This window comes from Bacillus sp. FSL K6-3200, assembly GCF_038630485.1.
Taxonomy (GTDB): domain Bacteria; phylum Bacillota; class Bacilli; order Bacillales; family Bacillaceae; genus Bacillus; species Bacillus safensis.
The window spans coordinates 58,964-83,638 of sequence record NZ_CP152032.1; the positions used below are offsets into that span (position 1 = coordinate 58,964).

At 40.5% G+C, this 24,675-nt stretch carries 28 protein-coding genes; 11 read left to right on the forward strand and 17 right to left on the reverse strand.

All coding sequences use genetic code 11. The features are described 5' to 3' along the window. Positions 1–12: 12 nt before the first annotated feature. Entirely contained in the window at positions 13–1,335 is a 1,323-nt protein-coding gene (locus MHI60_RS00285) for a PhoH family protein (RefSeq protein WP_144485119.1), read from the reverse strand. 140 nt (positions 1,336–1,475) lie between these two features. Between MHI60_RS00285 and MHI60_RS00290 the strand changes: the two genes are divergently transcribed. After that, positions 1,476–2,093: a YhcN/YlaJ family sporulation lipoprotein gene (locus tag MHI60_RS00290; RefSeq protein WP_048238848.1), complete on the forward strand. Its 618-nt coding sequence runs from the start codon at positions 1,476–1,478 to the stop codon at positions 2,091–2,093. Between the two features lie 99 nt (positions 2,094–2,192). Further along, a complete protein-coding gene (locus MHI60_RS00295; protein ID WP_223250959.1) occupies positions 2,193–2,426 on the forward strand; it encodes a YlaI family protein in 234 nt (77 codons plus the stop codon). A gap of 30 nt (positions 2,427–2,456) precedes the next feature. Here the strand turns inward: MHI60_RS00295 and MHI60_RS00300 are convergent, their stop codons facing one another. Continuing rightward, on the reverse strand, positions 2,457–2,780 hold the full coding sequence (locus MHI60_RS00300; protein WP_003210819.1) for a YlaH-like family protein: 324 nt from the start codon (positions 2,778–2,780) through the stop codon (positions 2,457–2,459). 55 nt (positions 2,781–2,835) lie between these two features. Then, entirely contained in the window at positions 2,836–4,674 is a 1,839-nt protein-coding gene (gene typA / locus MHI60_RS00305) for a translational GTPase TypA (protein WP_095408397.1), read from the reverse strand. Positions 4,675–4,787: 113 nt separating this feature from the next. Here typA and MHI60_RS00310 point away from each other — a divergent pair, with 113 nt between their 5' ends. Next, on the forward strand, positions 4,788–4,967 hold the full coding sequence (locus MHI60_RS00310) for a DUF5325 family protein (protein ID WP_142944707.1): 180 nt from the start codon (positions 4,788–4,790) through the stop codon (positions 4,965–4,967). Positions 4,968–5,241: 274 nt separating this feature from the next. Beyond that, on the forward strand, positions 5,242–5,877 hold the full coding sequence (locus MHI60_RS00315; RefSeq protein WP_095408395.1) for a hypothetical protein: 636 nt from the start codon (positions 5,242–5,244) through the stop codon (positions 5,875–5,877). Between the two features lie 42 nt (positions 5,878–5,919). Here MHI60_RS00315 and MHI60_RS00320 read toward each other — a convergent pair whose 3' ends face one another. From MHI60_RS00320 to MHI60_RS00345, 6 genes are all read right to left on the reverse strand, one after another. After that, a complete protein-coding gene (locus MHI60_RS00320) occupies positions 5,920–6,216 on the reverse strand; it encodes a zf-HC2 domain-containing protein (protein WP_095408394.1) in 297 nt (98 codons plus the stop codon). Next, complete coding sequence (locus tag MHI60_RS00325) at positions 6,213–6,731, reverse strand: sigma-70 family RNA polymerase sigma factor (RefSeq protein ID WP_189310131.1); 519 nt, start codon at positions 6,729–6,731, stop codon at positions 6,213–6,215. Before MHI60_RS00325 ends, MHI60_RS00320 begins: the two co-directional genes overlap by 4 nt. Next, a complete protein-coding gene (locus tag MHI60_RS00330; protein WP_095408392.1) occupies positions 6,731–6,994 on the reverse strand; it encodes a hypothetical protein in 264 nt (87 codons plus the stop codon). Before MHI60_RS00330 ends, MHI60_RS00325 begins: the two co-directional genes overlap by 1 nt. Continuing rightward, entirely contained in the window at positions 6,984–8,909 is a 1,926-nt protein-coding gene (locus MHI60_RS00335; protein ID WP_144485117.1) for a hypothetical protein, read from the reverse strand. The genes MHI60_RS00330 and MHI60_RS00335 overlap by 11 nt, the downstream gene beginning before the upstream one ends. A gap of 111 nt (positions 8,910–9,020) precedes the next feature. Beyond that, positions 9,021–9,827 carry an inositol monophosphatase family protein gene (locus MHI60_RS00340; RefSeq protein WP_144485115.1) on the reverse strand — a complete coding sequence of 269 codons (807 nt, stop codon included), beginning with the start codon at positions 9,825–9,827 and terminating at the stop codon, positions 9,021–9,023. 133 nt (positions 9,828–9,960) lie between these two features. Next, positions 9,961–10,149: a hypothetical protein gene (locus MHI60_RS00345; protein WP_024424761.1), complete on the reverse strand. Its 189-nt coding sequence runs from the start codon at positions 10,147–10,149 to the stop codon at positions 9,961–9,963. A 287-nt stretch (positions 10,150–10,436) separates the two neighbouring features. On the opposite strand from MHI60_RS00345, the gene MHI60_RS00350 reads away from it, so the two are divergent. Next, positions 10,437–11,072: a DUF1054 domain-containing protein gene (locus MHI60_RS00350; protein WP_095408390.1), complete on the forward strand. Its 636-nt coding sequence runs from the start codon at positions 10,437–10,439 to the stop codon at positions 11,070–11,072. A gap of 227 nt (positions 11,073–11,299) precedes the next feature. On the opposite strand, the gene MHI60_RS00355 is transcribed toward MHI60_RS00350, so the two are convergent. Then, on the reverse strand, positions 11,300–11,569 hold the full coding sequence (locus MHI60_RS00355; RefSeq protein WP_095408389.1) for a UPF0223 family protein: 270 nt from the start codon (positions 11,567–11,569) through the stop codon (positions 11,300–11,302). A gap of 190 nt (positions 11,570–11,759) precedes the next feature. Between MHI60_RS00355 and MHI60_RS00360 the strand changes: the two genes are divergently transcribed. Further along, a complete protein-coding gene (locus MHI60_RS00360; RefSeq protein WP_095408684.1) occupies positions 11,760–13,232 on the forward strand; it encodes an aminotransferase class I/II-fold pyridoxal phosphate-dependent enzyme in 1,473 nt (490 codons plus the stop codon). Positions 13,233–13,275: 43 nt separating this feature from the next. On the opposite strand, the gene MHI60_RS00365 is transcribed toward MHI60_RS00360, so the two are convergent. Further along, the gene (locus tag MHI60_RS00365; RefSeq protein WP_144485113.1) at positions 13,276–13,395 is read right to left on the reverse strand and encodes a GapA-binding peptide SR1P; all 120 of its coding nucleotides are present in this window, start codon (positions 13,393–13,395) and stop codon (positions 13,276–13,278) included. Positions 13,396–13,711: 316 nt separating this feature from the next. On the opposite strand from MHI60_RS00365, the gene MHI60_RS00370 reads away from it, so the two are divergent. Beyond that, on the forward strand, positions 13,712–14,092 hold the full coding sequence (locus MHI60_RS00370; protein WP_223250976.1) for a hypothetical protein: 381 nt from the start codon (positions 13,712–13,714) through the stop codon (positions 14,090–14,092). A gap of 324 nt (positions 14,093–14,416) precedes the next feature. Here MHI60_RS00370 and lpdA read toward each other — a convergent pair whose 3' ends face one another. The 5 genes from lpdA to MHI60_RS00395 all read right to left on the reverse strand — a co-directional run bounded on the left by lpdA (position 14,417) and on the right by MHI60_RS00395 (position 20,456). Further along, positions 14,417–15,829 carry a dihydrolipoyl dehydrogenase gene (lpdA, locus tag MHI60_RS00375; RefSeq protein ID WP_039178233.1) on the reverse strand — a complete coding sequence of 471 codons (1,413 nt, stop codon included), beginning with the start codon at positions 15,827–15,829 and terminating at the stop codon, positions 14,417–14,419. A gap of 4 nt (positions 15,830–15,833) precedes the next feature. Beyond that, positions 15,834–17,174 carry a dihydrolipoamide acetyltransferase family protein gene (locus MHI60_RS00380; RefSeq protein WP_076839494.1) on the reverse strand — a complete coding sequence of 447 codons (1,341 nt, stop codon included), beginning with the start codon at positions 17,172–17,174 and terminating at the stop codon, positions 15,834–15,836. Between the two features lie 107 nt (positions 17,175–17,281). Continuing rightward, a complete protein-coding gene (gene pdhB / locus MHI60_RS00385) occupies positions 17,282–18,259 on the reverse strand; it encodes a pyruvate dehydrogenase complex E1 component subunit beta (RefSeq protein WP_012009824.1) in 978 nt (325 codons plus the stop codon). 3 nt (positions 18,260–18,262) lie between these two features. Further along, the gene (gene pdhA / locus MHI60_RS00390) at positions 18,263–19,378 is read right to left on the reverse strand and encodes a pyruvate dehydrogenase (acetyl-transferring) E1 component subunit alpha (RefSeq protein WP_024424754.1); all 1,116 of its coding nucleotides are present in this window, start codon (positions 19,376–19,378) and stop codon (positions 18,263–18,265) included. A 409-nt stretch (positions 19,379–19,787) separates the two neighbouring features. After that, positions 19,788–20,456 carry a YkyA family protein gene (locus MHI60_RS00395; RefSeq protein ID WP_111292904.1) on the reverse strand — a complete coding sequence of 223 codons (669 nt, stop codon included), beginning with the start codon at positions 20,454–20,456 and terminating at the stop codon, positions 19,788–19,790. 233 nt (positions 20,457–20,689) lie between these two features. Here MHI60_RS00395 and MHI60_RS00400 point away from each other — a divergent pair, with 233 nt between their 5' ends. Beyond that, complete coding sequence (locus tag MHI60_RS00400; protein WP_181286150.1) at positions 20,690–20,878, forward strand: YjcZ family sporulation protein; 189 nt, start codon at positions 20,690–20,692, stop codon at positions 20,876–20,878. 111 nt (positions 20,879–20,989) lie between these two features. Continuing rightward, complete coding sequence (gene def / locus MHI60_RS00405) at positions 20,990–21,547, forward strand: peptide deformylase (protein ID WP_024424751.1); 558 nt, start codon at positions 20,990–20,992, stop codon at positions 21,545–21,547. A 39-nt stretch (positions 21,548–21,586) separates the two neighbouring features. On the opposite strand, the gene MHI60_RS00410 is transcribed toward def, so the two are convergent. Next, the gene (locus tag MHI60_RS00410) at positions 21,587–22,366 is read right to left on the reverse strand and encodes a Cof-type HAD-IIB family hydrolase (RefSeq protein WP_144485111.1); all 780 of its coding nucleotides are present in this window, start codon (positions 22,364–22,366) and stop codon (positions 21,587–21,589) included. A gap of 396 nt (positions 22,367–22,762) precedes the next feature. Between MHI60_RS00410 and MHI60_RS00415 the strand changes: the two genes are divergently transcribed. Together MHI60_RS00415 and rnjA are read left to right on the forward strand one after the other, a co-directional pair. Then, positions 22,763–22,972: a DNA-directed RNA polymerase subunit epsilon gene (locus MHI60_RS00415; protein ID WP_008345114.1), complete on the forward strand. Its 210-nt coding sequence runs from the start codon at positions 22,763–22,765 to the stop codon at positions 22,970–22,972. A gap of 5 nt (positions 22,973–22,977) precedes the next feature. Further along, positions 22,978–24,645: a ribonuclease J1 gene (gene rnjA / locus MHI60_RS00420; RefSeq protein WP_012009818.1), complete on the forward strand. Its 1,668-nt coding sequence runs from the start codon at positions 22,978–22,980 to the stop codon at positions 24,643–24,645. Positions 24,646–24,675: the final 30 nt, after the last annotated feature.

The window sequence follows — 24,675 nt, forward strand, 5'->3', positions numbered from 1 at the left end:
AGAGGGTCTGGACTACAGCAAATCAGCTGCAAGCTGTGCAAGTCCAGACCTTTCTCCTTTGACAAGCTTGACATGTCCAGATATTTGCTGTCCTTTGAACCGCTCAATGACATACGTAAGTCCATTATTTAAGCTGTCTAAATAAGGATGATCGATCTGCTCCGGGTCCCCCATCAGCACAATTTTACTTCCCTCTCCGACTCGCGTTAATAATGTTTTTACCTCGTGTTTCGTTAAATTCTGCGCCTCGTCAATGATAATAAATTGATCAGGGATACTTCTTCCGCGGATATACGTTAAAGCTTCCACTTGAATAGAACCAATTCCCGCCAAAATCGCGTCAAGTTCACCAGGTTTTTTTGTATTAAATAAAAATTCTAGGTTGTCATAGATCGGCTGCATCCATGGTCTGAGTTTCTCTTCTTTTTCACCTGGCAAGTAGCCTAAGTCCTTGCCAACAGGAACAATGGAACGGGCTACGATCAGTTTTTTAAACATGCCGAGATCCTCTGTCTGCATTAATCCGGCAGCCAGTGCAAGCAGTGTTTTACCAGTTCCCGCTTTTCCGATCAATGTCACGAGCGGGATATCACGGCGCAATAGCAGCTCTAGGGCCATCGTCTGCTGAACATTTTTCGGGCGGATTCCCCAAACATGCTCTTGATCATAAATAAGCCGTTTCACGTGCTCTGCTTTTTGATCAAGCATTCCTAAAGCAGAGCCGCCTTCATTCCCCTTCATAATGACAAATTGATGAGGGTTTAATGGTGCACTTGTGACTTCTTTCAATGGCAATTGACTTTGCTTATAAAATGTATTCAATTGCTCCGTCGGAATATAGAGCTCATGATAGCCGTTATCAATGTCTTCATTTTGCAGCACACGGTCACTTAAGAAGTCCTCTGCCTGGAGACCTATGGCATCTGCCTTTACCCGGACTAAGACATCCTTGCTGACCAAAATGACAGGCCGTCCGTGAGGCTTTGTTTCTTCCTCTAAGCTCAAATTTTTCGCGACAGCCAAAATCCGATTATCATTCGTTTTTTCAATAAAAATTTCTTGAAGCTCATGGAAAGAGCGGTGATTCAGCTCAATTCGCAGCGTCCCTTTTGACTCTAGCGTAATTTTTTCATACAGTTTCCCTTTCGATCTCAAACCGTCGATTAAACGTGAAACGCGCCGGGCGTTTTGCCCAACCTCGTCCATGTATCTCTTTTTCGAGTCTACTTCTTCTAACACAACGGCCGGAATGACGACCTCGTTGTCTTCAAATGAAAAGATTGAATTCGGATCCTGTAATAACACATTTGTGTCTAATACATAAATTTTACTCAGGTCCTTCGCCTCCTGATCGGGGTTTCATTCATCCTTGTCTTTCCCAAAACGATTGTTAAAATATATGTTTTCATGAATAAAGTTAGAAGGTTAATTCAACAATAAAATAAATCATGCAGTTTGTGAAGGAGGGAATTTAGATGCGACTATTTTTAACATTATTCATGATTCAAACGATCATTCTGTTAGGCGCTTGCCAGCAGCAGGAAAAGCCAGAAGCGCTGGACAAGCAAGATGGACGCCAGCACTTAGTAAGAGTGTCTGACTCATCCAAGAAAGAGACCAATCAAGCCCGCCCATCCACAGATGTTGCGCAGCATCTTGTCAATGTGACAGAGCACGTAGCAGATGTCAATGATGCAACGGCAATCGTCATCGGACGCTATGCTGTTGTTGGTATTGATGTAAAAGATGATTTAGATAGAAGCAAAGTAGAAACCATTAAATATTCAGTTGCAAAAGCGCTGAGAAATGACCCTGAAGGTGCAAATGCAGTTGTGGTTGCTGACCCGGATACAGTCAGCCGTTTAAAAGAAATGGGCAAAGAAATTCAAGCAGGCCGCCCTGTAAGCGGAATTATGGATGAACTAGCTGCCATTGTCGGCCGCGTGATGCCAGAGATGCCGAGAAATGAGATCGAACGTAACGAAAAAGACCCGACAAATGACCCGAATAATCAGCTCAAAGAACATGATCAAAAGCAGTTAGAAAAAAATCAAAACGACCAATCGAACCATCATATGAATCAGAAGAAATAATGAGAACGGCTTATATCTCCTATGATATAAGCCTTTTTCTACGCTGATTTTAAGTGTCTGTAAAACATGCTATAATAAATGCAATAAAGTGAGGTGAAAATGATGAGAGTGAAGTGCTCATTATGTGAAAAGCTTGAAACCATTGATGATGATACACTCGTTGCTAAACGGTTAAGAAACCGGCCCATTCATACATATATGTGCGATGACTGCCAAGAACGTATTAAAATAAAAACAGAAGCCCGCATCAAAACCGGCAGATTCTCTCTTTATCAAGATCCTGCGACGAAAGAGAAAAAGAAGAAAAAAGGAAAGAAAGAACAAAAGACATAAAAAAGACCTGACACATGTTCAGGTCTTTTTTTACGTATTGACTGTTCCTTCTTTTTTCGCACGATGCAGCCGTATTTTATAAATAATCAAAATGGCAGCTGCCACAACCAGTCCTTCCGCTACTGGCAGGAAGATTCCTAGAAATGTAAGAAACGTGCAGCCAAAAATCAAAAACAAATAAATCACGAGCGCTTTTAAAATCGGTAAGCGTCTTGCAAAACCGAGCTTAAAAACAATAATCGCTAAAACAAGGATGGTGCCATATAGGAGCCACATCCCTGTTTGCGGATTTTCATCGACACGAAACAGCATCGCGAAAAAGGATAGATTTTCACTTACTTCCTGATCATTCAAAAAGATTCCCTCCCCTTATCTTTCAGGGTTCTATCTTTTTTAATTCTTCATGGAATTAAGATAATCCTGCTAGCTTTTTCTTCTTCGCTGCTCTCTCACGTTCGTTTTTGTCTAAAATTTTCTTTCTAAGACGAATTGATTCAGGTGTAACCTCACAGTATTCGTCTTCATTCAAGTACTCAAGAGATTCCTCAAGTGACATAATACGAGGTTTTTTCATGCTAACCGTTTGATCTTTCGTCGCTGAACGTACGTTTGTTTGTTGTTTCATACGGCTTACGTTCACAACAAGGTCATTCTCACGGTTATGCTCCCCAACGATCATGCCTTGGTATACTTCAGTACCCGGCTCAACGAAGATCACACCGCGCTCTTCAACACCTTGGATTCCGTAAGCAGTCGCTTTACCTGTTTCCATTGAAACAAGTACACCTTGACGGCGTCCGCCAACTTGACCAGACTGCATTGGCTGGTAGCTGTCAAACGTATGGTTTAAAATACCAAAACCACGAGTTAATGAAAGAAATTCAGTTGTATAACCAATTAAACCACGTGATGGCACTGTAAAGATCAGGCGAACTTGACCGTTACCATTATTGATCATGTCAATCATTTCACCTTTTCTTGCACCCATTGATTCCATTACAGAGCCAGTATGCTCTTCTGGTACATCAATTTGAACGCGCTCAACAGGCTCACATCGAACACCATCAACTTCTTTAACAATAACTTCTGGCTTCGATACTTGTAATTCAAATCCTTCACGTCTCATATTCTCAATGAGAATGGATAAATGAAGTTCTCCGCGCCCAGAAACAACCCAAGCATCAGGTGAATCAGTTGGATCCACACGAAGACTGACGTCTGTTTGAAGCTGCTGCTCTAAACGCTCTTCGATTTTACGTGATGTCACGTATTTTCCTTCACGGCCAGCAAATGGGCTGTTGTTTACAACAAACGTCATTTGAAGTGTCGGCTCATCAATACGAAGGATTGGAAGTGCTTCTTGGTGTTCTACCGGACAAACCGTTTCACCTACGTTGATGTCTTCCATTCCAGATACAGCGACAAGATCTCCCGCTTTCGCTTCGTTGATTTCCACTCGTTTTAATCCTTGGAAACCAAAGATCTTTGTTACACGGAATTGTTTCACTGTGCCGTCGATTTTCATCAAGGCCACTTGCTGTCCTACTTCCATTGTTCCTCTGAATACACGGCCAATTCCAATTCTGCCAACATAATCATTGTAATCAAGTAGTGCCACTTGGAATTGAAGCGGCTCTTCATGGTTATCAACTGGGCAAGGAATATGGTTCACAATGGCTTCAAACAATGATTCCATGTTTTCATCTTGCTTGCTCGCATCGTTACTTGCTGTACCATTGATTGCAGATGCATAGACAACTGGGAATTCAAGCTGTTCTTCTGTTGCATCCAATTCAATGAACAAGTCAATCACTTCATCGACTACTTCAGCCGGACGAGCAAAGTCGCGGTCAATTTTATTGACGACAACAATTGGTGTTAAGTTTTGCTCAAGTGCTTTTTTCAGCACAAAGCGTGTTTGAGGCATACAGCCTTCATAAGCATCCACAACGAGAAGTACACCATCTACCATTTTCATGATACGCTCAACTTCACCACCGAAGTCGGCGTGTCCTGGTGTATCTAAAATATTAATGCGTGTATCTTTATAATGGATCGCAGTATTTTTAGCTAAAATCGTAATACCGCGCTCTCGCTCTAAATCATTTGAATCCATGGCTCTCTCAGCGATATTTTCATTCGCACGGAAAGTACCAGCTTGATGGAGCAATTGGTCAACAAGCGTCGTTTTACCATGGTCAACGTGGGCAATAATTGCGATGTTGCGAAGGTCTTTTCGAAGTTTCACATTTTCATCTCCTAAAATAATTAGATAACTTTCATATTATATCACAATCCCCTTTAAATGCCGATCGTTTTTCTGTAAACTTATATTAACTCTAAAAAAAGGGATGGAGACAAATGAAACAAATCAAATGGCTTCTATTATTATGTGCATTACTTGCAGTTGTCAGTATGGCGTTTATTGGGGTATCTCTTGCAGAAAAAAACATACTGGGCACATGTTTAAGTATCGTGTTCGCCATGATTTTCATGGGTACAGGATTTACATTAAAAAGAAAATTAAACGTGCAATCATAAAATTAGTTAAAAGCCTTTTACATTCTACATGTAGAAGGCTTTTTATTTTGATTAAAAACAAGACAAATCACCTATGAAAGCTCCTTCATCAGACAGAACATATCTTGAAGAGTTGACAAAAGTAAGCAATCTGAACCCCTCCATTTTTCGACAAGAACTTTTATAGTTCTCCAAAATCAAACAGAAAGTTACAATTTTCCTATTCTTCCACAAAGTTTCTCATGGTATGCTTTTCTTGCAACAAAATTTAACAGAAAAGGGAGAGAAAAGAAGCATGAAGAAGTTTTTGAGCAAATCGCTCAGCTCTGTTGTATTTTTCGCTTTAGCTATCATTCTTACTTTCACAACAGTAGCTCCTGGGCAAGCAAGCGCTGCAACTTTCAAAGGAATTCCTTTTGAACAGCAGCAAATCATTAAAGAATTATTGGAGAAAAACGAGCGTGTCATCAACATTCTCATCAATTCATTTGTTGAGGAAGACAACAACTACACATTTGATGTGAAAAAAGCTGTTGAGCTCGGACTAACTGAAGAAGAAGCGGCGACTGCTGAGAAATTCTTAGATCGCGCAGCTGTTCTTACAATCGTTTTCAGTGAAAGCCTCACTAAAAACGAAAAAGGGAAATTGGTTTTTGATGCAGAAAAAGCTGTTGAACTTGGTCTTACAAAAGAAGAAGCGGCTAAATTCGAAAAGCTTTTCAAATCAGTGATCAGAATTGCTGATCTTGCTGGTGATGCTCTTGTTCTAGACAAAAAAGGAAACGTTGTGATTGATTCAAAAATCGCAAAAGGTCTTGGATTCAGCTCTACTGAATTACTTGTTTTCAACCAAATGCTTAAGAAAATTCCTCAAGAACAATTAAAAGTGTTCTATGACGCAGTTCAAATTGCGAAAGAAAAATTAAGCTAAGCTCAGAAAAACCCCCACCTGGTTCATCCAGATGGGGGTTTTTTATTTCAGCCAATAAAGAATGATCATCATGACGTATCCTATACCAAACGCGATACTTGCTCGATATAGCAGCTTGCCATAGTAGCGCTTTTCAAATTTTCTTTTTTCTTCCTTTTCATCTATATACGGCACGAGATCAGGAGTCTGGATAAGGATTATTGGCTCTTTCATTTCGTGATAAAGGTGACGGCAGCTCTCGCAGGATTGTATGTGATCTGCAACAATTTTATTTGTTTCTGCACTTGTGTCCCGCTCTATATAAAGTGGTAACAATTCTTCAATCAAATAACAGCTCATTTATTGAACTCCTCACAATGTAGCATTCGTTTCAGCTCTAATCTCGCTCGATGAAGGGTTGTTTTGACTTTAGATAAAGTCCAATTCAAAATTTCAGCTACTTCTTCATATGACAATTCTTGAATATCTCTTAAAATGAGGGCCTCCCGATATGAATCCTTCAGCTGATGAATATGATGCCACAGCCTTTCTATGTCAGCTTGTGTTTCGATGTGATCTTCTGGTGTTGTAAACGACTGCTGCTCTAAGAAATCCATTTCTTCTACGTTCGTAAAAGTCCATTTTATTTTTCGGCGATAATCATTTACAAATGTGTGATACGCAATGGTATAAAGCCATGTTTTTATACTTGAATGTCCCTTAAAGGAGGACAACCCATGCAGCGCCTTGATAAATACGTCCTGCGCAAGGTCCTTGGCCGTTTCCATATTTCCCGTCCGGCGATATAAATATTTGGTGATTTCCTGAAAATAATCTTCATAGATTTTTTCAATTTGATCAGCTGGTCTGGACATCAAAAATAAAACCACACAGTCATCCAAATCGATAAAACGATAAAAAAGAAGTATAACGAATAAATAAACCCTTTCATGCGTTTTAACTCGTCATAGTCATTATGGCTTTCCATCGGCGCTGAAGACTGCTTTCTTCCCGAGGCCACATGCTGAAATTGCTGTTCGTGTGCCTTCATCCAGCTGGCTGCCTCGGCTCCTAGATCCCCTTCTTGATACAGTTCATATAAGTCTTGAAAGATGGCTTGTTTTTCTTTATCTGTCAAAACGATGCACCTCTTTTGTTCGCCCATTCACTTCATAGATTTTATGCTCATTTGATCCGAAGGTTTGTATGATGACAAGCCATGAATTGTCGATGTTTCCTTCTTTGTCGATCATTCTCACAGGTTTTATTTGTTTTTTATAGATCGTATATGGTTTATACCTTTTAAGTACTTGCTGATAGACTTCCTCACGATCTTGATTAGATACTGCGTGCGGGATAGAAGAAGCAACTTGCACTCTCAACTCAATTCCATCATCCCCTTTAAACAGATTAACGACTTGAGAGGAGTGTTTAAATGTATATTGTTTACTTTCACTAGTGCCTGTTTCTTTCCTTACGTCTTTTGGCGTTTTCCCTATGATTTTTAACAAATCTTCATCGCTGACGTTCCCTTTTTTCTGTTGAAGAATCGCTTTTGACAGCTTAAAGCTGATAACTTCTTTTGTTGAGCCATTAAACAGAAACTCCGAGTGATCTTTAGTTGTGACCCTCACTTCATGCTGCCAATCAAAATAAAATTCATCAATGCCTGTGATTTGATAAGCTGGCGGCTCTAGATTTAAATGTTTATAAATACTGTTGATCCTGTTTTTTATCTCCGTTTCTGTTAGATGGATTCCGTCTATATCCTTTAATTGAAAGATGGCGTTTACGTATCCTGCTTGTCGAAGCGTCCCTTTTTTCCAGGTGGCAAACGCTAAACTGTCCTCTTCATTCTGAGACATTTTTGGCAGAAGAAGAACGTCCGTCTCTCCGCCCTCTTTTTTTACAGCTAATTGAATGCGCTGTAGATCAATTGACCGCCCGCTTCTTTCGAAAAATTCGATGGTTTTTTTCCTATATTCTTTATCGGTCAGTTCCTTTCCCTCTACACGACCTCGATAAGAATATTCGCTTAATTCACCTGTAAACGCAGAAATATTCACTTCATACTGATCATCTGCAAACACGTAATGATAAGGGATAGGCTGATGACTAGCATTTAAATAAAGCGATTGATCCTCTGGTACAAATTTTGAAGCGAATGCTTTTGCACTTATTGCTGATAAAGGGCGATATTCATCTGAAAAAGTATCTACCAGTTCCGTTTTGGTGAATTGGAACATGGTATGAGGAATATTGACAATCGGGTTGAGTAATAGCAGAAAAAAGACAGCTATACAACCAGCGCCCCACTGCCTTAATCTCACCTTGTTCCGTAGTAAAGCAGATAACAAATAAATCGTCATAAAGCTTCCTGCTGCTGCTACTAAAATGACAATCGATTTAAATGTCGATTGAAGCTCATACTTCGAAATAGAAGGATAAAATATATAAAGCAAGGCTGCAAAAATCAAACCATAGAATAAAAGCAATTCCTTCCACTTCCAGTGCCAAAACAAGCGAAAGAAAAGGTGCAGCAGCAAAGCGGTAAAGCAAGCCATAACCAAAATGGTGATCATATCTCTCCATACTAGCCCCGTATCACCGCTAAGAAAGAACTTTTTGCTTTCAGCAAACACAATAAACACTGTTTGACATAAAGGCAGAAGTAATACAGATAAATCAAAAGCAAAAAACATACCTCTATTTTTTAAATAAGGAAGAGTAATCACATAGTACAGTGATGCAAGCAAGACATACCCATAGATGAGAAATTGCATGAAATCTGTCAGCACTTCAAATGTTTCGATCGTATACTGTCTAGCTAAGACTTGGTGGATCATTTCAACTGTCATACCTCCAAGCAGAACAACTCTTAATACGATTCCAGCATAGAATGCATAACCACTCTTCTTTTCTTTCCATATGGGAAGTGTCATGAAAAGGACAAATAGTCCAAGTACACACCATTGAATGATGTGGATACTGTACTCGTTTAAAATAAAATACCTTTCAAAATGGAGCGATAAATCACTAAACAAATCAAACATTGATACACAATCCTTTACATGAAATTAAGGCCTCATTCGTATAGACATTCGCCTTACCAAAAAGTTTCAGGAAAAACAAAAAATCACTTCATTCTCATGAAGTGATTTCGTTTATTTTTTATTTCCGCTTCCTTTTATGTAATCATGCAAGATTTTTTCGCAAATCGATCGATTTCCGGCCACTATACTGTTTTTGTCTAGGAACGTAAGACGTTCTCCGTGGATATTTGAGTAAACAGCCCCTACTTCATCAAGCAGTACACAGCCCGCTGCATAATCCCACGGCGCAAGCCTTAACGTGACATATGCGTCACTTCTTCCGCTTGCAATATAAGCAAGCTCAAGTGCAGCTGATCCAATCGTTCGTGTCCCTCTCACGTCACGTACAAGACGGGCAAACGGTTTAGCATCAAAATAAGGACTTTCAATCGCCCATGTTGGATTAATACCCACAATGGCTTTTTCAATCTCCACGTCTTTTAATGGCGGGAGCAGGATATCGTTCATATAAGCTCCTTCTCCTTTGATGGCATGGTAGAGCTCGTCATGAATGACGTCATAAATAAGACCGATTTTCCCCACACCATTTTCAAATATCCCGATTGAAATGGCAAAATTGCGTTTTTGATGGACAAAGTTCATTGTGCCATCGATCGGATCAATGATCCACACAATCCCATCAAGTGAGGTCACCTCTTCCCCTTGTCCCTCTTCTCCTAAAATGTGATGATCTGAAAATGTCGATTGTATTTTTTTAATAAAAAAACGTTCTGTTTCCTTATCGATATTCGTGACAAGATCATTCGGATTTGATTTTGTTTCAATTGATAGACCTTCCTGCATGGACGCTTTAATACGGCTCCCCGCTTCTTTTACCCAAAGCTTTGCAAGACGGTCAATTTCCACCCAGTTTGTCATCAGATTGTAAACCTCTTTTCTATGTAGAACCTATTTGTAATAGCATACTGATATTATGTACGTAAAAGCAAGAAAAAAGCAGCTTCATACAAAAACGAACCGATGAATTGGTTCGTTTTTACCTCACCCTGTTTTACCCTTGAAGCTGCTCCCATTCTTTTCTTAGGCGCTCAAGCTTTCGTTTGCTTCGTTCAATTTGGATGTCATCTTTTTGTTCGATGGCTTCATGAAGCGTAGAAAGCTCATAATCAACCTCTAATCTCCACACAGCGATGCGATTCTTCTTCTCCTGTCTATACCCCTGCTTCACGATTTGCTTCATTGGTCAACGCCCCTTCCAGAGAATGATTCATTCCTTGTCAGTTTTCATTGATAAAAAATTCAATCGATAAGAGAAATGGTTCTTGCTTATATCGTATGAAGCGATCGCATAACCGCAACGACATTCTGAAAATTGTGTCTTTACCTATTGATTATGTACCACAAAATGAATGGTTTTAAACGCTGCACCACGTCCTTTACAATCTTTGATCTGACGGTGCATCTTTTTTTGAGCTTGACCCAAGCTATGATAAAATATGATCAGCGAAAAGATACAGGAGGCATAACATGGGTGAAATGCGTTTTAGAGATGAAGATTTTGAGACATTCACAGTTGATGGTTTAGATGAACGAATGACTGTATTAAAAGAAAGAGTCCGTCCAAAGCTTGAGGCACTTGGTGAACATTTTGCACCACTTCTTTCTTCTATTACAGGAGACGAAATGTTTGTACACGTCGCAAAGCATGCTAGAAGATCAGTCAATCCGCCAAATGATACGTGGGTTGCTTTTGCAAACAGTAAGCGAGGATATAAAAAACTTCCTCACTTTCAAATTGGACTTTGGAAAACACATGTCTTTGTATGGTTTGCGCTCATTTATGAATCTCCAGTAAAAGGTGAGTACGGTCAGCTATTTGAAAAAGAGCTAGACACCATCCAGCAGAAAATACCGCAAGATTTTGTTTGGTCTAAAGATCATATGAAACCAGATGTCATGCGTCACAGCGAACTAGATTCCGAACAGCTGAAAACGCTGTTTGAACGTGTTCAAACAGTCAAGAAAGCCGAGCTTCTTTGCGGCATTCAGCTGCCTAGAGAGGAAGTCGTTCAAATGAATAATGAAGAATTTCTATCAAAAATCGAAAATGCCTTCCGTACGCTGACGTATCTATACCGTTTCACACAGAAAGAATCTGTATAAAAAAACGAGCCTTTATAGGCTCGTTTCAAATTGTTGACAAAGGGCTAAAATGATTGTGATTTTAGCCCTTTGTCTTCTTTTTCAGCGTGATAGAAAACCTTTGAAGTCTAGGAAGGACGAGTACCGGCGCGGAGCGAATTTGACATTCGTGAGCACCGGCACGGAGACCTGACACCGAATGCGAGGGTTTGTCTATATGCTGAAACGAGCCCTTATAGGCTCGTTTTTTACATACGTATAATGGCTGTCTCTTCTGCCTCTCTTGCGGTTTTCACTGCACGATAAGGGGAATACCCGCTTCCCTTTTCAAATGCCGCACAATGCGTTTTTTCCTCTGCTTTTGATGGCACAACCTCTTTAAATCGTTTATAAGCATCCAGTAACTCCTGCTTCGCAATTCCTTTTTCATAGGCTTTTTCAACAGCCTGAAAAAATGAAATGACCGCAACTTTTTCCTCTGTCGTCCAGTCGACATCCATTGGATATTGATATTCCATTTACTTGTCCCTCACTTTAACACTCATTTCTGATTTGAACTTTTATTATAGCATCTGTTTGATCAGAAACCGATTGATTTTATGCTTTACATTCCGATCAGTTCATAATATAATTCTTTTGTTTTATGCAATGAAATCTGCTGTTATTGGCACAATAATAGCAGGTATTTCGATGAAGGTGGGAAAGCAATTGTCACAACATGATACACCCTTATACACTGGACTAAAAAAACACGCAGCAGCCAATCCAGTCCAATTTCACATTCCAGGCCATAAAAAAGGAGCCGGAATGGATCCTGAATTTAGAGCATTCATTGGCGACAATGCTTTAAGCATTGACCTCATTAATATAGAACCTCTCGATGATTTACATTCACCTAAAGGGATGATAAAAGAAGCACAGGAGCTTGCTGCTGAAGCCTTCGGTGCTGATCATACGTTTTTCTCCATTCAAGGAACAAGCGGCGCCATCATGACCATGGTGATGACGGTATGCGGGCCCGGGGATAAAATCATCGTTCCGCGTAATGTCCATAAATCGATTATGTCCGCGATTGTATTTTCTGGCGCAGTTCCTGTTTTTATTCACCCAGAAATAGACAAAGAGCTTGGTATCTCTCACGGTATTACACCTGAATCAGCCAAAAAGGCGCTCACTGAGCATCCAGATGCGAAAGGTTTGCTTGTCATTAATCCAACGTATTTTGGTATTTCAGCAGACTTAAAATCAATCGTAGACATTGCCCATTCATTTGATGTGCCTGTCCTTGTCGATGAAGCACACGGTGTGCATATACATTTTCACGATGAACTTCCCCTCTCTGCGATGCAGGCAGGTGCCGACATGGCAGCAACAAGTGTTCATAAACTCGGCGGCTCTCTTACGCAGAGCTCTATTTTAAATATGAAAGAAGGACTTGTTTCAAAAGACCGCGTGCAGTCGATCTTGAGTATGCTGACGACAACGTCCACTTCTTATTTACTTTTAGCGTCACTTGATGTCGCTAGAAAGCGATTAGCCACTGAAGGAAAGGCACTTGCAGAAGAAGCCATTCGTTTGGCTGAATCAGCGAGAGACCGCTTGAATCAAATTGACGGGATTAGCTGCATTGGCAAGGAAGTACTCGGTTCAGCTTCTACTTACGATTATGACCCAACGAAATTAATTATTTCCATTAAAGACCTTGGGTTAAATGGACATGATGTCGAAAAGTGGCTGAGAGAAAGTTACCGCATTGAAGTAGAACTCTCTGACCTGTACAACATTTTATGTATCGTCACCCCTGGCGATTCAGATGAAACGATTGATACGCTCGTGACAGCAATGCAGGAAATTGCCGCAGCCTCTACATGTGAGAGCGGCAAACAAGCGGTAACGGAAGTGCTGCTGCCTGAGATCCCATCGCTTGCTATGACGCCGCGTGACGCCTTTTATGCCACAACAGAAGTCGTTCCGTTTAAGGAAGCAGCCGGCCGCATCATCGCAGAGTTTGTCATGGTGTACCCGCCAGGTATTCCGATTTTTATACCAGGTGAAATTATCACAGAAGAAAATGTTTCGTATATCTTTAAAAACATTGAAATTGGTCTCCCTGTCCAAGGGCCTGAAGATTCAACGCTCGAAATGATTCGTGTGATTAAGGAACAAAAACCAATTTTATAAAAAAGAAACATGCAGCCCCAAATGGAGCTGCATGCTTTTTTATTTATTCAGAGGCTTCATCACAGCAATGACAGTGACCACATGTTCCGTATAACGTTATCACTTTTTCATTTTCAAATTGATCAATGGTTTCATTGCAATCTTGACAAATAATTGTACCCACGTACATTCCCCTTTTCTTCATTCATAGTTTGTAAGCGTTTGATCTATTTCATATCTCTATAATATGATGTCACAATTAAGTTGTCAACGGTTAATTGTATGACACATTTAATCATTTTTTATAAATATGTGCTTTTTTCTCATCATATTGAGGGAACGTTTCAATTGTATTTTCCTTCATATCAATTCTGTAACAATTGAGTAACAATCGAAAATTGTCAAAAGGGACATGATACACTAGAGTGACTAACAGGGAACAAGCTCCTAAAAATGTTGGGACAACCCCAAATGATTTTGAGGTGAATAGATTGAATTTTATGAGGACACTTCTCATTATATTCCCCATGCTCTTTGTACTTAGTTCATGCTCATTTGCGTATATCATACCGAATCAGACCGACCAAGTCCGTCATATTCAAAAACCGAGAATTCTCTTTTTTACTGATGCAGAAAATCTTGATAAAGAAAGCCCTTATTATGATGCAGTCCTCGATTTAAAAAATGAATACCCTAAGGAAATGTCAAAAATGATTGTGAAAGAAGATCGTAAAGGCTGGAAAAATGAAGTTGATGAACTGCCAGCTATTTTACTTGTCAATGATGAAAAAGTCATCGTCAAGGTTGAAGGAAATGTCCGCAGTAAACAGGAGATCTTATCGCCCTTATGCCATGCTTTGGACCGCGTCAATACAAACTAATGATATTTTCCTTGCACTTATATATAACCATATGAAAAAACCCCTCACCTCATGAGGGGTTTCAGATTGTTGACAAAGGGCTAAAATGATCTTTATTTTAGCTCTTTGTCTTCTTTTCAGCGTGATAGAAAACCTTTGAAGTCTAGGAAGGACAGCTACTTTTGCGGAGCGAATTTGACATTCGTGAGCACTAGCGCGCAGGACTGACAAAGAATGCGAGGGTTTGTCTACACGCTGAACCCCCTCACCTCATGAGGGGTTTTTTATATGTGTTCAGGGCGCCAAAAAAACCCTCTCCATCAAGGAGAGGGTTTCATAGGTTCATTATTTTACGATGTGGATTGGGCTTCCAATTGCTACTTCAGCCGTTTCCATTGTAATTTCACCTAATGTTGGGTGAGCGTGGATTGTCATTGCGATATCTTCAGCAGTCACTCCAGCTTCAATTGCAAGGCTAAGCTCTGAAATCATATCAGAAGCGCCAACACCTGCGATTTGTGCACCGATAACTAGACCATCCTCTTTACGAGTGATCATTTTCATGAAGCCATCAGTTGCATCAAGAGAAAGTGCACGTCCGTTCGCTGCGAATGGGAATTTCGCTGCAACGATTTCGATTCCTTCTGCTTTTGCTTCTGCTTCAGTGTATCCAACAGTTGCAAGTTCTGGCTCAGAGAATACAACAGCAGGAATACCAAGGTAATCAATTTCAGCTGGCTCTCCAGCGATTGCTTCAGCTGCAATTTTACCTTCGTAAGAAGCTTTGTGAGCAAGTGGTGGTCCATCAACGATGTCACCAATTGCATAGATGTTAGATACGCTTGTACGGCATTGTTTGTCTGTTTTGACAACTCCGCGGTCAGTCAATTCAACACCAACTTGCTCAAGACCAAGCTCATCAGTGTTTGGACGACGACCAACAGTCACAAGTACGTAATCAGCATCAACTGTTTTTTCTTCGCCTTTTACTTCGAACGTAACAGTGACACCATCAGATTTTTCTTCAACGCCTTTTGCAAGTGCGTTTGTATGGATTTCAACGTTTCCTTTTTTCTTCAGGTTACGTTTAACCAATGAGCTCATTTGCTTTTCGAAACCTGGAAGGATTTCGTCTCCACCTTCAAGGATCACAACTTCTGTTCCAAAGTTTGCATAAGCAGTACCAAGCTCAGTACCGATGTATCCACCACCGATGACAACTAATTTTTTAGGTACTTCTTTAAGCGCTAAAGCACCAGTTGAGTTGATCACGCGGTCTGTGTATTTAAAAGTAGGCAATTCAATTGGACGAGATCCAGTTGCAAGAATTGCATTTTTGAAAGTGTAAGTCTGTGCTGAATTTTCATCCATTACACGTACAGAGTTGCTGTCTACGAAATAAGCTTCACCTTTAACGATGTCTACTTTATTCCCTTTAAGAAGACCTTGAACTCCACCTGTTAATTTGTTTACAACAGAAGCTTTCCACTCTTGAACTTTTGTGAAATCAACTGTTACGTTTTCAGCTTTGATACCCATGTCTTCAGAATGCTTAGCATTTTCGAAACGATGGCCAGCATTGATTAATGCTTTTGAAGGAATACAGCCAACGTTTAGACATACACCGCCAAGTGTTCCTTTTTCAACGATTGTTACTTTTTGTCCAAGCTGTGCAGCACGAATAGCAGCTACATATCCACCAGGACCTGCACCGATGACAAGAGTATCTGTTTCGATTGGGAAATCTCCTACTACCATGACATTACGCCTCCATTAAAATTAATTGTGGATCATTCAATAAACGCTTGATGTGGTTAAGGGCATTTTGCGCAGTAGCTCCGTCAATCATACGGTGGTCAAAGCTTAGGGAAAGAGCTAAGACTGGAGCTGCAACGATTTCGCCATCACGAACAATCGCTTTTTCAGCGATACGGCCAATACCAAGGATCGCTACTTCTGGGTGGTTGATGACTGGAGTAAACCATTGTCCACCAGCAGAACCGATGTTTGTGATTGTGCAAGATGCACCTTTCATTTCAGCTGGAGCCAATTTACCATCACGTGCTTTTGTTGCAAGCTCATTGATTTCGTTAGAAACTTCGAAAATCGCTTTGCGATCTGCATTTTTCACAACTGGAACTAGCAAGCCTTTTTCAGTGTCAGCTGCAATTCCGATGTTGTAGTAATGCTTTTGAACAACTTCATCTGTTTTATCATCGATAGAAGTGTTAAGTACTGGGTACTTTTTCAAAGCAGAAGTTAGAGCTTTTACAACGTAAGGCAAGTAAGTTAACTTGATTCCTTGATCAGCTGCAACTTGTTTGAATTGTTTACGATGTGCAACAAGGTTTGTTACATCAACTTCATCCATTAATGTTACGTGAGGAGCTGTATGCTTAGAGTTCACCATTGCTTTCGCGATTGCTTTGCGGATTCCGCTCATTTTCTCGCGAGTTTCTGGGAATTCTCCTTCAAGAACTGGAGCTGCTGCCGCTTTAGGAGCTGCTTCTTCTTTCACACTTTCAGCTGCTTGAGGTGCTGCTTCTTGAGCTGCAGAACCACCATTAACGAAGCTGTCGATATCTTCTTTTAACACACGTCCGTTTTTACCAGAACCTGCAACTTTGTAAATTTCAATGCCTTTTTCACGAGCATATTTACGTACAGATGGCATAGCGATAACGCGTTTGTTTGGATCAGCATCTACTTGCTCTTGTGCGCCTGCACCAGTTGCTGCTGCCGCTTCTTCTTGTGCTACTTCTTTCTTCTCTGGTTCGTTACCAGCTTCAGCAGTACCTTGTACTTGAGCTTCAGTTTTTGCTTCGCCTTCTTCTTCGCTGCCTTTAAATTGAAGATTTTCGTAACCAGGTGCATCAAACGTAATGATTGTTTGTCCTACAGTTGCAACTGTTCCCTCTTCAACTTTTAATTCTAATACTTTTCCTTTAACAGGTGAAGGAATTTCTACAACTGCTTTATCATTTTGTACCTCTGCTAAAACGTCATCTTCATTGATTTCGTCGTTTGGTTTAACAAACCACTTAACGATCTCACCTTCGTGGATACCTTCTCCGATGTCCGGAAGTTTAAATTCAAATGCCACTGTTTTTCGCCTCCTAGATTTTGTTGAACCCTTGTTGTGTATATTTACACGGTCATGTAATTGATAAAGGGGAAGAGAAATAAATTCTTTTCCCCTCTGTCATTTAATTAAAATTCAAGAACTTTCTTCGCTGTTTCAAGTACGTCTTTATGGTTTGGAAGCCATACGCTCTCAGCTTGAGAGAAAGCAAATACAGTATCAGGTGCAGCTACACGAAGTACTGGTGCTTCCAAGCTAAGGATCGCTCTGTCATTGATTTCAGCTACTACGTTTGCAGCAATACCAGCTTGTTTTTGTGCTTCTTGAACAACGATCGCACGGCCTGTTTTTTCAACAGAAGCGATGATTGTTTCAATATCAAGCGGGCTTACTGTGCGAAGGTCGATAACTTCAGCAGAAACGCCTTCTTTTTCTAGCTCTTCAGCAGCTTTTAGTGATTCGTGAACCATTGCACCATAAGTGATGATTGAAAGGTCAGAACCTTCACGTTTCACGTCAGCTTTACCGATTTCAATTGTGTACTCTTCTTCAGGAACTTCCTGACGGAAAGAACGATAAAGTTTCATATGCTCAAGGAATACTACAGGATCGTTGTCACGAATTGCAGAAATTAAAAGTCCTTTTGCATCGTAAGGTGTTGAAGGAATGACAACCTTGATACCAGGCTGTTGTGCGATAAGACCTTCTAAGCTGTCAGCGTGAAGCTCAGGTGTATGAACTCCCCCACCGAATGGAGAACGGATTGTCACTGGAGAATGCCAGCGTCCGCCAGAACGGTAACGCATACGAGCCATTTGTCCAGAAACAGAATCTAACACTTCGTAAACGAATCCGAAGAATTGAATTTCCATTACTGGGCGGAATTCTTGTAGTCCAAGGCCAATAGCAAGACCGCCAATACCAGATTCAGCAAGTGGAGTATCGAATACACGATCCTCACCAAACTCTTTTTGCAATCCTTCAGTCGCACGGAATACGCCGCCGTTTTTACCAACGTCTTCTCCGAAAACGAGAACGTTTTCGTCATTTTTCAGTTCTGTGCGTAACGCATCAGTGATCGCTTGAATCATTGTCATTTGCGCCATGGCTTACTTCGACTCCTTCTGTTTGTAAATTTCAAGCTGTTCAACTAAGTTGAATGGTTTCACATCGTACATGTTTTCAATCAAGTCAGTGACTTTTTGCTTAGGCTGTTCGTCAGCTTCTTTGATTGCTTGTTTGATTTGTTCTTTTGCATCTTCGATGACTTTATTCTCTTCTTCTTCAGACCATAGGCCTTTGTTTTCCAAGAATTTGCGGTAGCGTACCAATGGATCTTTTTGCTCCCACTCGTTTTCATCTTCTTTTGTACGATATCTTGTTGGATCGTCACCAGCCATTGTATGTGGGCCGTAACGGAATGTAAGAGTTTCGATTAATGTTGGACCTTCACCATTTACAGCGCGCTCACGAGCTTCAGCAGTTGCTGCATAAACAGCTAATGCATCCATACCGTCAACTTGTACGCCTACGATACCAGCTGCAGCTGCTTTTTGTGCAATTGTTTGTGCAGCAGACTGCTTTTCAACAGGTGTAGAGATCGCATATCTGTTGTTTTGGACAACAAAAATCGCTGGCGCTTTGTAAGCCCCTGCAAAGTTAATACCTTCGTAGAAATCACCTTGTGAAGCTCCACCGTCACCAGTGTAAGTGATTGCAACAGCTTTTTTACCGCGCTTTTTCAAACCAAGAGCTACACCAGCAGCTTGAATGATTTGTGCACCAATAATGATTTGCGGTGAAAGTGCATTCACATCTTCAGGCATTTGGTTACCAACAAAGTGTCCGCGAGAGAACAAGAATGCTTTTGTTAGCGGAAGACCATGCCAGATTAATTGTGGTACATCACGATATCCTGGAAGAATGAAATCTTCTTTCTCAAGTGCAAAGTGAGTTGCAAGCTGAGAAGCCTCTTGTCCAGCTGTTGGCGCATAGAAGCCAAGACGTCCTTGACGGTTCAATGAAATTGAACGTTGATCTAATACACGTGTAAACACCATACGGCGCATTAATTCTTTTAATTGGTCATCTGAAAGATCCGGCATTGCCGCTTCGTTTACGACTTCGCCTTTTTCGTTTAAAATTTGAAACGTTTCAAACTGCTTTTTGATGGCATCAAATTGCTTTTTGCTATCAACAATTGCTTTTTTTGTTTTTGCAGCCATTCTAAAGTCACCTCTTCCTTTCTTTTAACAGTCCATTTGTCGTGAATCCATTTATACATACAGATATAGGATAACCCAAAATACTCATATGACTCCTGTATATAATAGCCACTAAGATCGTTGTCGAAACATTGGTTGACCACTCGTTTTTGAGTCCTTCTAACTGTATTAACGATAGTTCACAAAAAACTAATACAACTTCTGTTAACAAGGAATAGTTTACAACAAGAAAAATAGTCCGTCAATTGATTTAACGGCTTTATTTAAATAAATGTATTCGCTTTACTTTTTATGGCGAACTGTATCAATCTGTTTAACAAACAACCCGAACTGTACTAGTATAGAGTGTACTGCTGTACTACAATAGAAAATGTTTGTTTTTGTCGAAAAATAAAAAAAGAGCTGTTTTTCAGCTCTTTTTTGACTCTTGATCTGCCGCTTTATACAAAGCCTGTTTATACTCATTCAATTGGTCTGTATATTGATTGAACTTCTTACTTTCTTTTCTGACTTTACTATATGAACGATTCACGGCCTTCAGCTTAGACTTCAGCTCTTTATATCCTAAATCCTTTTTCTTTAAAGATTGATACAAATGCTGATCTTGTTTCAGCGCCTTTTGATACTCCTTGTAAAGCTGATCATATGACGCATATCGTTTCTCAATCGATTTGACCGTTTGATCGGCTTTCTCTTTTAACTCCGCATCCTTCAATCGCCCGGCAGATTCCTTTACCGTTTTCAATTCTTTTTTCGATTGATCCATGCTGTCTTTTTCTGTTTTTAAATGTTCTTCTCGTTTCGCTGCTGATGCTAACGCCTGATCAGAAAGACTTGACACTGTTTTTGTATGGTCCTTTGTTGTTTGAATCATTTTTGTATACAGCTTCTGCTCTTTTTTCTCATAGCTTTGCAGTGTACCTTGCTCTTTTTCGAAAGATGCTTCTTTTTCACTCATTTTCGTCATCGCATCCTGCATATCATTGAACGGACTTTGACCTCCGCATCCTGCCAGCAAAAGGGTACATATCCCCGCTAAAGCAGCACCTGCTTTCATGCTTCTTTTCATCTGTCTCATTACAAGGTCCCCCTTTACATCTCCACATACCACTATAATTTTTATAGGCGTTTGTGACAAGGAAAGAGGTCAGTCAGATGAGACGGAGAAGATTTTTTTCAAGCCATAGGCGCATGACTATACAAATAGTGCATTCATACATAGTTTATATTACACGCTTCGCCTTCACTTATGAGAGGCCGAGTGTATTTCCAAAGGAGGTCAAAAGTATGTCTAATTATAGTCATGGAAGTATGTATGGTGGATACGGTGGATACGGCGGTTACGGGTATGGATACGGCGGTGGCTGTTGTTACCCAAGTTATGGCGGTGGATACGGATGCGGATACGGTGGCGGACGTACATTCGCTTTAATCGTTGTGCTTTTCATCCTATTAATCATCGTTGGTGCAGCATTCTTAGGCGGCGGTGGCTGCTGCTAAGGCGGCTTAAGCCTCTGACCGGTCTCATAGGACCGGTCTTCTTTATTTCATTGCATATGTTGTGTATCATTTTATATACTTTACATACAAAGGAAATAGGAGTGAAGTTTTGTGATTACCATGGATGATATCGTAAGGGACGGACACCCCGTCTTAAGACAAACAGCTGAAGCGGTCGAGCTCCCGCCGACAGAAGAGGAAAAACAGCAATTAGCTGACATGATCGAATTCGTTAAAAACAGTCAGGATGCTGACATTGCTGAAAAATATGGACTAAGACCCGGCGTTGGATTGGCAGCTCCGCAAATCAATATTAGTAAACGGATGATCGCTGTTCACTGCGAAGATGAAGACGGAGAAGAATACAGCTATGCTCTGTTCAACCCGCGTATTGTCAGTCATTCAGTCAAAAGAGCTTATTTAGCGACTGGTGAAGGCTGCTTATCTGTTGATGAAGCTATCCCTGGATTTGTTCCTCGATATCAAAAAATCAGAGTCAAGGCTACAACTCTTGAAGGAGAGGACATTGATATCCGCCTAAAAGGGTTCCCCGCCATTGTCTTTCAGCACGAAATTGACCATTTAAATGGCATTATGTTTTATGATCATATCCAAAAGGATCAGCCATTCGCTGAACCAGAAAACTCTGTTGCAATCGGCAGATCATAACATAAAAAGAAGACCCGGCGATCTAAGGGTCTTCTTTTTTTATTCTTCAATGAGGCCAAGATGGGTCACTGCATGGAATATTCCGTCCTCATCTACTGGCTTTGTCACAAAATCGGCCAAATCTTTCAGTTCACTCACAGCATTTCCCATCGCAACGCCTGTTCCAGCAAACGAAATCATTTCTCTGTCGTTCAGTCCGTCTCCAAAGGCAATGGTGTCCTTTTGATCGTAAGGAAGTCTTTCGATGACACGTTTAATCCCTTCAGCTTTTGATCCGCCTTTTGGCAGAACGTCTGTTGACAGCTCATGCCATCTGACAAGATCAATCTCTTCGCGGAATGCCTTATACTGCACTTCCTCTTCTGCCTTACAAAATAAAAGCATTTGAAAAATGTCGTTTTCTTTAAAGAAAGACAAATCATGCTCAGGATGTTCTGTTTTTAAAGTACCGATTCCTTCATGGATAAACGGATGATTCGGCACAGACGCCTTCATCGTTTCTTCTCCCATAAAAACAAGCGGATGATCATGACGATCCGCTGTCTCATAAATCCGCTCCATCAGCTCCTGCTTCAGCGGATTGCCATAAATAACGTCTCTCTCATACATGACATACTGACCGTTATAAGCAATGAATGAGTCAAGCCCTAATTCTTCTAAAATGGGCCGAATCAGAAAAGGAGAACGCCCAGATGCAATAAAGAGGTGATGGCCTTTTTCTTTTAATAAATGAACTGCTTGCTTCGTTGACTCAGGTATTTTTTTATCATGGTCATATAAAGTACCGTCGATATCAAAGAAGATGACTTTTTTATTCATATCTCGCCCTCCTGCCCTTTGTTATGTATACACACTCCTTTTCATCATACAGAAAGATTTCCGCTTTCGAAACCAATTCCTTATGAAAACGCCTATTTCCCACATATATCCATGTAACATTCATTAGAAACATCATATAATACAAGTATATAGAGAGACCGGAAACGCTGTTTTAGCTTACTTCAAACCGAAAGGAGGCGGCATATGATGCTTCGTCGTCTGCGCAAGAAAATCCGAAGACAATGGAAGGACATGCTTCGTAAAAAATCGATTGCTTAAAGGGATCTTCCGCACATTTGCCGAAGGTCCTTTTTTCTCAGAGACTTTTCTTATGCGCGTTTTTTTAATATAATAGAATAAGCGAGTGTAACATACGGTATTTAAGGAGAGATTTGGATGATATATAAGGTATTTTTTCAGGCAAGTACTACTGAGGTACCTGTAAGAGAACACACAGATTCACTATACGTTGAAGCGGTTTCTGAAAGAGACGTACGCGATAAGTTGAAAAAACATAACTACAACATTGAATTCATTCAGCCTGTAGACGGTGCTTTTTTAGACTATGAACGAGAAAGTGAAAATTTTAAAGTATTGGAGCTATGAGAGGAATGAAATTTGTTAAAAACGATCAGGCGGCGGTTTTTGCGCTCGGCGGTTTAGGCGAGATCGGTAAAAACACGTATGGCGTTCAATTTCAAGATGAAATCATTTTAATTGATGCAGGTATTAAGTTTCCTGAGGATGAGCTTCTTGGAATTGACTACGTCATCCCTGACTATACGTACTTAGTTAAAAACGAAGATAAAATCAAAGGTCTTTTCATCACTCACGGACATGAAGACCACATTGGCGGTATCCCTTACCTTCTCAAGCAAGTGAATATTCCAGTTTACGGCGGCAAACTCGCAATCGGCCTACTTCGTAATAAATTGGAAGAGCATGGTCTCTTGAGACAAACAAAACTTCACATTTTTGAAGAAGAAGATACCATTAAATTTAGAAAAACAGCTGTGTCTTTCTTTAGAACGACACACAGTATTCCAGATTCTTATGGAATTGTCGTCAAGACTCCTCCTGGTAACATCGTACATACAGGTGATTTCAAGTTTGACTTTACTCCTGTTGGCGAACCTGCCAATTTAACCAAAATGGCTGAGATCGGAAAAGAAGGCGTTCTTTGTCTTTTATCTGATAGTACAAACAGTGAGATCCCAGAATTTACGATGTCTGAAAGACGCGTAGGTGAAAGCATTGATGACATCTTTAGAAAAGTCGATGGACGTATCATTTTTGCCACGTTTGCTTCAAACATTCACAGACTTCAGCAAGTGATTGAGTCTGCTGTTGCCAACGGCAGAAAAGTCGCTGTATTTGGACGCAGTATGGAGTCTGCTATTGATATTGGACAAGATCTTGGCTATATTAAATGTCCAAAAAACACGTTTATTGAACATAATGAAATCAACCGCCTTCCAGCAAACAAAGTAACCATTCTTTGTACTGGGAGCCAGGGTGAACCGATGGCAGCTCTTTCTCGTATTGCGAACGGTACTCACCGCCAGATTTCCATTAACCCTGGAGACACTGTTGTCTTCTCATCTTCACCGATTCCAGGTAACAATATTAGCGTAAGCCGCACCATTAACCAGCTTTATCGTGCCGGCGCTGAGGTCATTCATGGCTCGCTTAATAATATTCATACATCTGGTCACGGCGGACAAGAAGAACAAAAACTCATGCTCCGTTTAATTAAACCAAAATTCTTTATGCCGATTCACGGTGAATACCGCATGCAAAAAACGCATATCAAGCTTGCGAATGATTGCGGCATCCCTGAGGAAAACTGCTTTATCATGGATAACGGTGAAGTTCTTGCACTGAAAGGTGACGAAGCAAGTGTCGCTGGCAAAATTCCATCAGGCAACGTGTATATCGACGGAAGTGGTATTGGCGATATCGGAAACATCGTCTTAAGAGACCGCCGCATTCTTTCTGAAGAGGGTCTTGTCATTGTAGTCGTCAGCATGGACATGAAAGAATTTAAAATCTCTGCTGGGCCTGATTTGATCTCAAGAGGTTTTGTCTACATGAGAGAATCTGGAGACCTGATCAACGATGCACAGGATTTAATTTCAAAGCATCTTGAAAAAGTAATGGAACGTAAGACAACTCAGTGGTCTGAAATTAAGAACGAAATTACTGACACTCTTGCACCTTTCCTTTATGAAAAAACAAGACGCCGCCCAATGATCTTACCGATTATTATGGAAGTGTAATCACAAAAAGAGACACAAGCCGATTGGCTG

Bases quoted from the DNA above. Each gene is read 5' to 3' on its own strand.
- MHI60_RS00290 (WP_048238848.1), top strand. From the start codon at position 1,476: ATGCGACTATTTTTAACATTATTCATGATTCAAACGATCATTCTGTTA.
- MHI60_RS00315 (WP_095408395.1), top strand. From the start codon at position 5,242: ATGAAGAAGTTTTTGAGCAAATCGCTCAGCTCTGTTGTATTTTTCGCT.
- MHI60_RS00410 (WP_144485111.1), bottom strand. From the start codon at position 22,366: ATGAATAAAAAAGTCATCTTCTTTGATATCGACGGTACTTTATATGAC.
- MHI60_RS00295 (WP_223250959.1), top strand. From the start codon at position 2,193: ATGATGAGAGTGAAGTGCTCATTATGTGAAAAGCTTGAAACCATTGAT.
- rnjA (WP_012009818.1), top strand. From the start codon at position 22,978: ATGAAATTTGTTAAAAACGATCAGGCGGCGGTTTTTGCGCTCGGCGGT.
- MHI60_RS00325 (WP_189310131.1), bottom strand. From the start codon at position 6,731: ATGTCCAGACCAGCTGATCAAATTGAAAAAATCTATGAAGATTATTTT.
- MHI60_RS00370 (WP_223250976.1), top strand. From the start codon at position 13,712: ATGAGGACACTTCTCATTATATTCCCCATGCTCTTTGTACTTAGTTCA.
- MHI60_RS00355 (WP_095408389.1), bottom strand. From the start codon at position 11,569: ATGGAATATCAATATCCAATGGATGTCGACTGGACGACAGAGGAAAAA.
- MHI60_RS00395 (WP_111292904.1), bottom strand. From the start codon at position 20,456: ATGAGACAGATGAAAAGAAGCATGAAAGCAGGTGCTGCTTTAGCGGGG.
- MHI60_RS00400 (WP_181286150.1), top strand. From the start codon at position 20,690: ATGTATGGTGGATACGGTGGATACGGCGGTTACGGGTATGGATACGGC.
- MHI60_RS00340 (WP_144485115.1), bottom strand. From the start codon at position 9,827: ATGACAAACTGGGTGGAAATTGACCGTCTTGCAAAGCTTTGGGTAAAA.
- MHI60_RS00320 (WP_095408394.1), bottom strand. From the start codon at position 6,216: ATGAGCTGTTATTTGATTGAAGAATTGTTACCACTTTATATAGAGCGG.
- MHI60_RS00310 (WP_142944707.1), top strand. From the start codon at position 4,788: ATGAAACAAATCAAATGGCTTCTATTATTATGTGCATTACTTGCAGTT.
- MHI60_RS00350 (WP_095408390.1), top strand. From the start codon at position 10,437: ATGGGTGAAATGCGTTTTAGAGATGAAGATTTTGAGACATTCACAGTT.
- MHI60_RS00345 (WP_024424761.1), bottom strand. From the start codon at position 10,149: ATGAAGCAAATCGTGAAGCAGGGGTATAGACAGGAGAAGAAGAATCGC.
- lpdA (WP_039178233.1), bottom strand. From the start codon at position 15,829: ATGGTAGTAGGAGATTTCCCAATCGAAACAGATACTCTTGTCATCGGT.
- MHI60_RS00335 (WP_144485117.1), bottom strand. From the start codon at position 8,909: ATGTTTGATTTGTTTAGTGATTTATCGCTCCATTTTGAAAGGTATTTT.
- pdhA (WP_024424754.1), bottom strand. From the start codon at position 19,378: ATGGCTGCAAAAACAAAAAAAGCAATTGTTGATAGCAAAAAGCAATTT.
- MHI60_RS00415 (WP_008345114.1), top strand. From the start codon at position 22,763: ATGATATATAAGGTATTTTTTCAGGCAAGTACTACTGAGGTACCTGTA.
- pdhB (WP_012009824.1), bottom strand. From the start codon at position 18,259: ATGGCGCAAATGACAATGATTCAAGCGATCACTGATGCGTTACGCACA.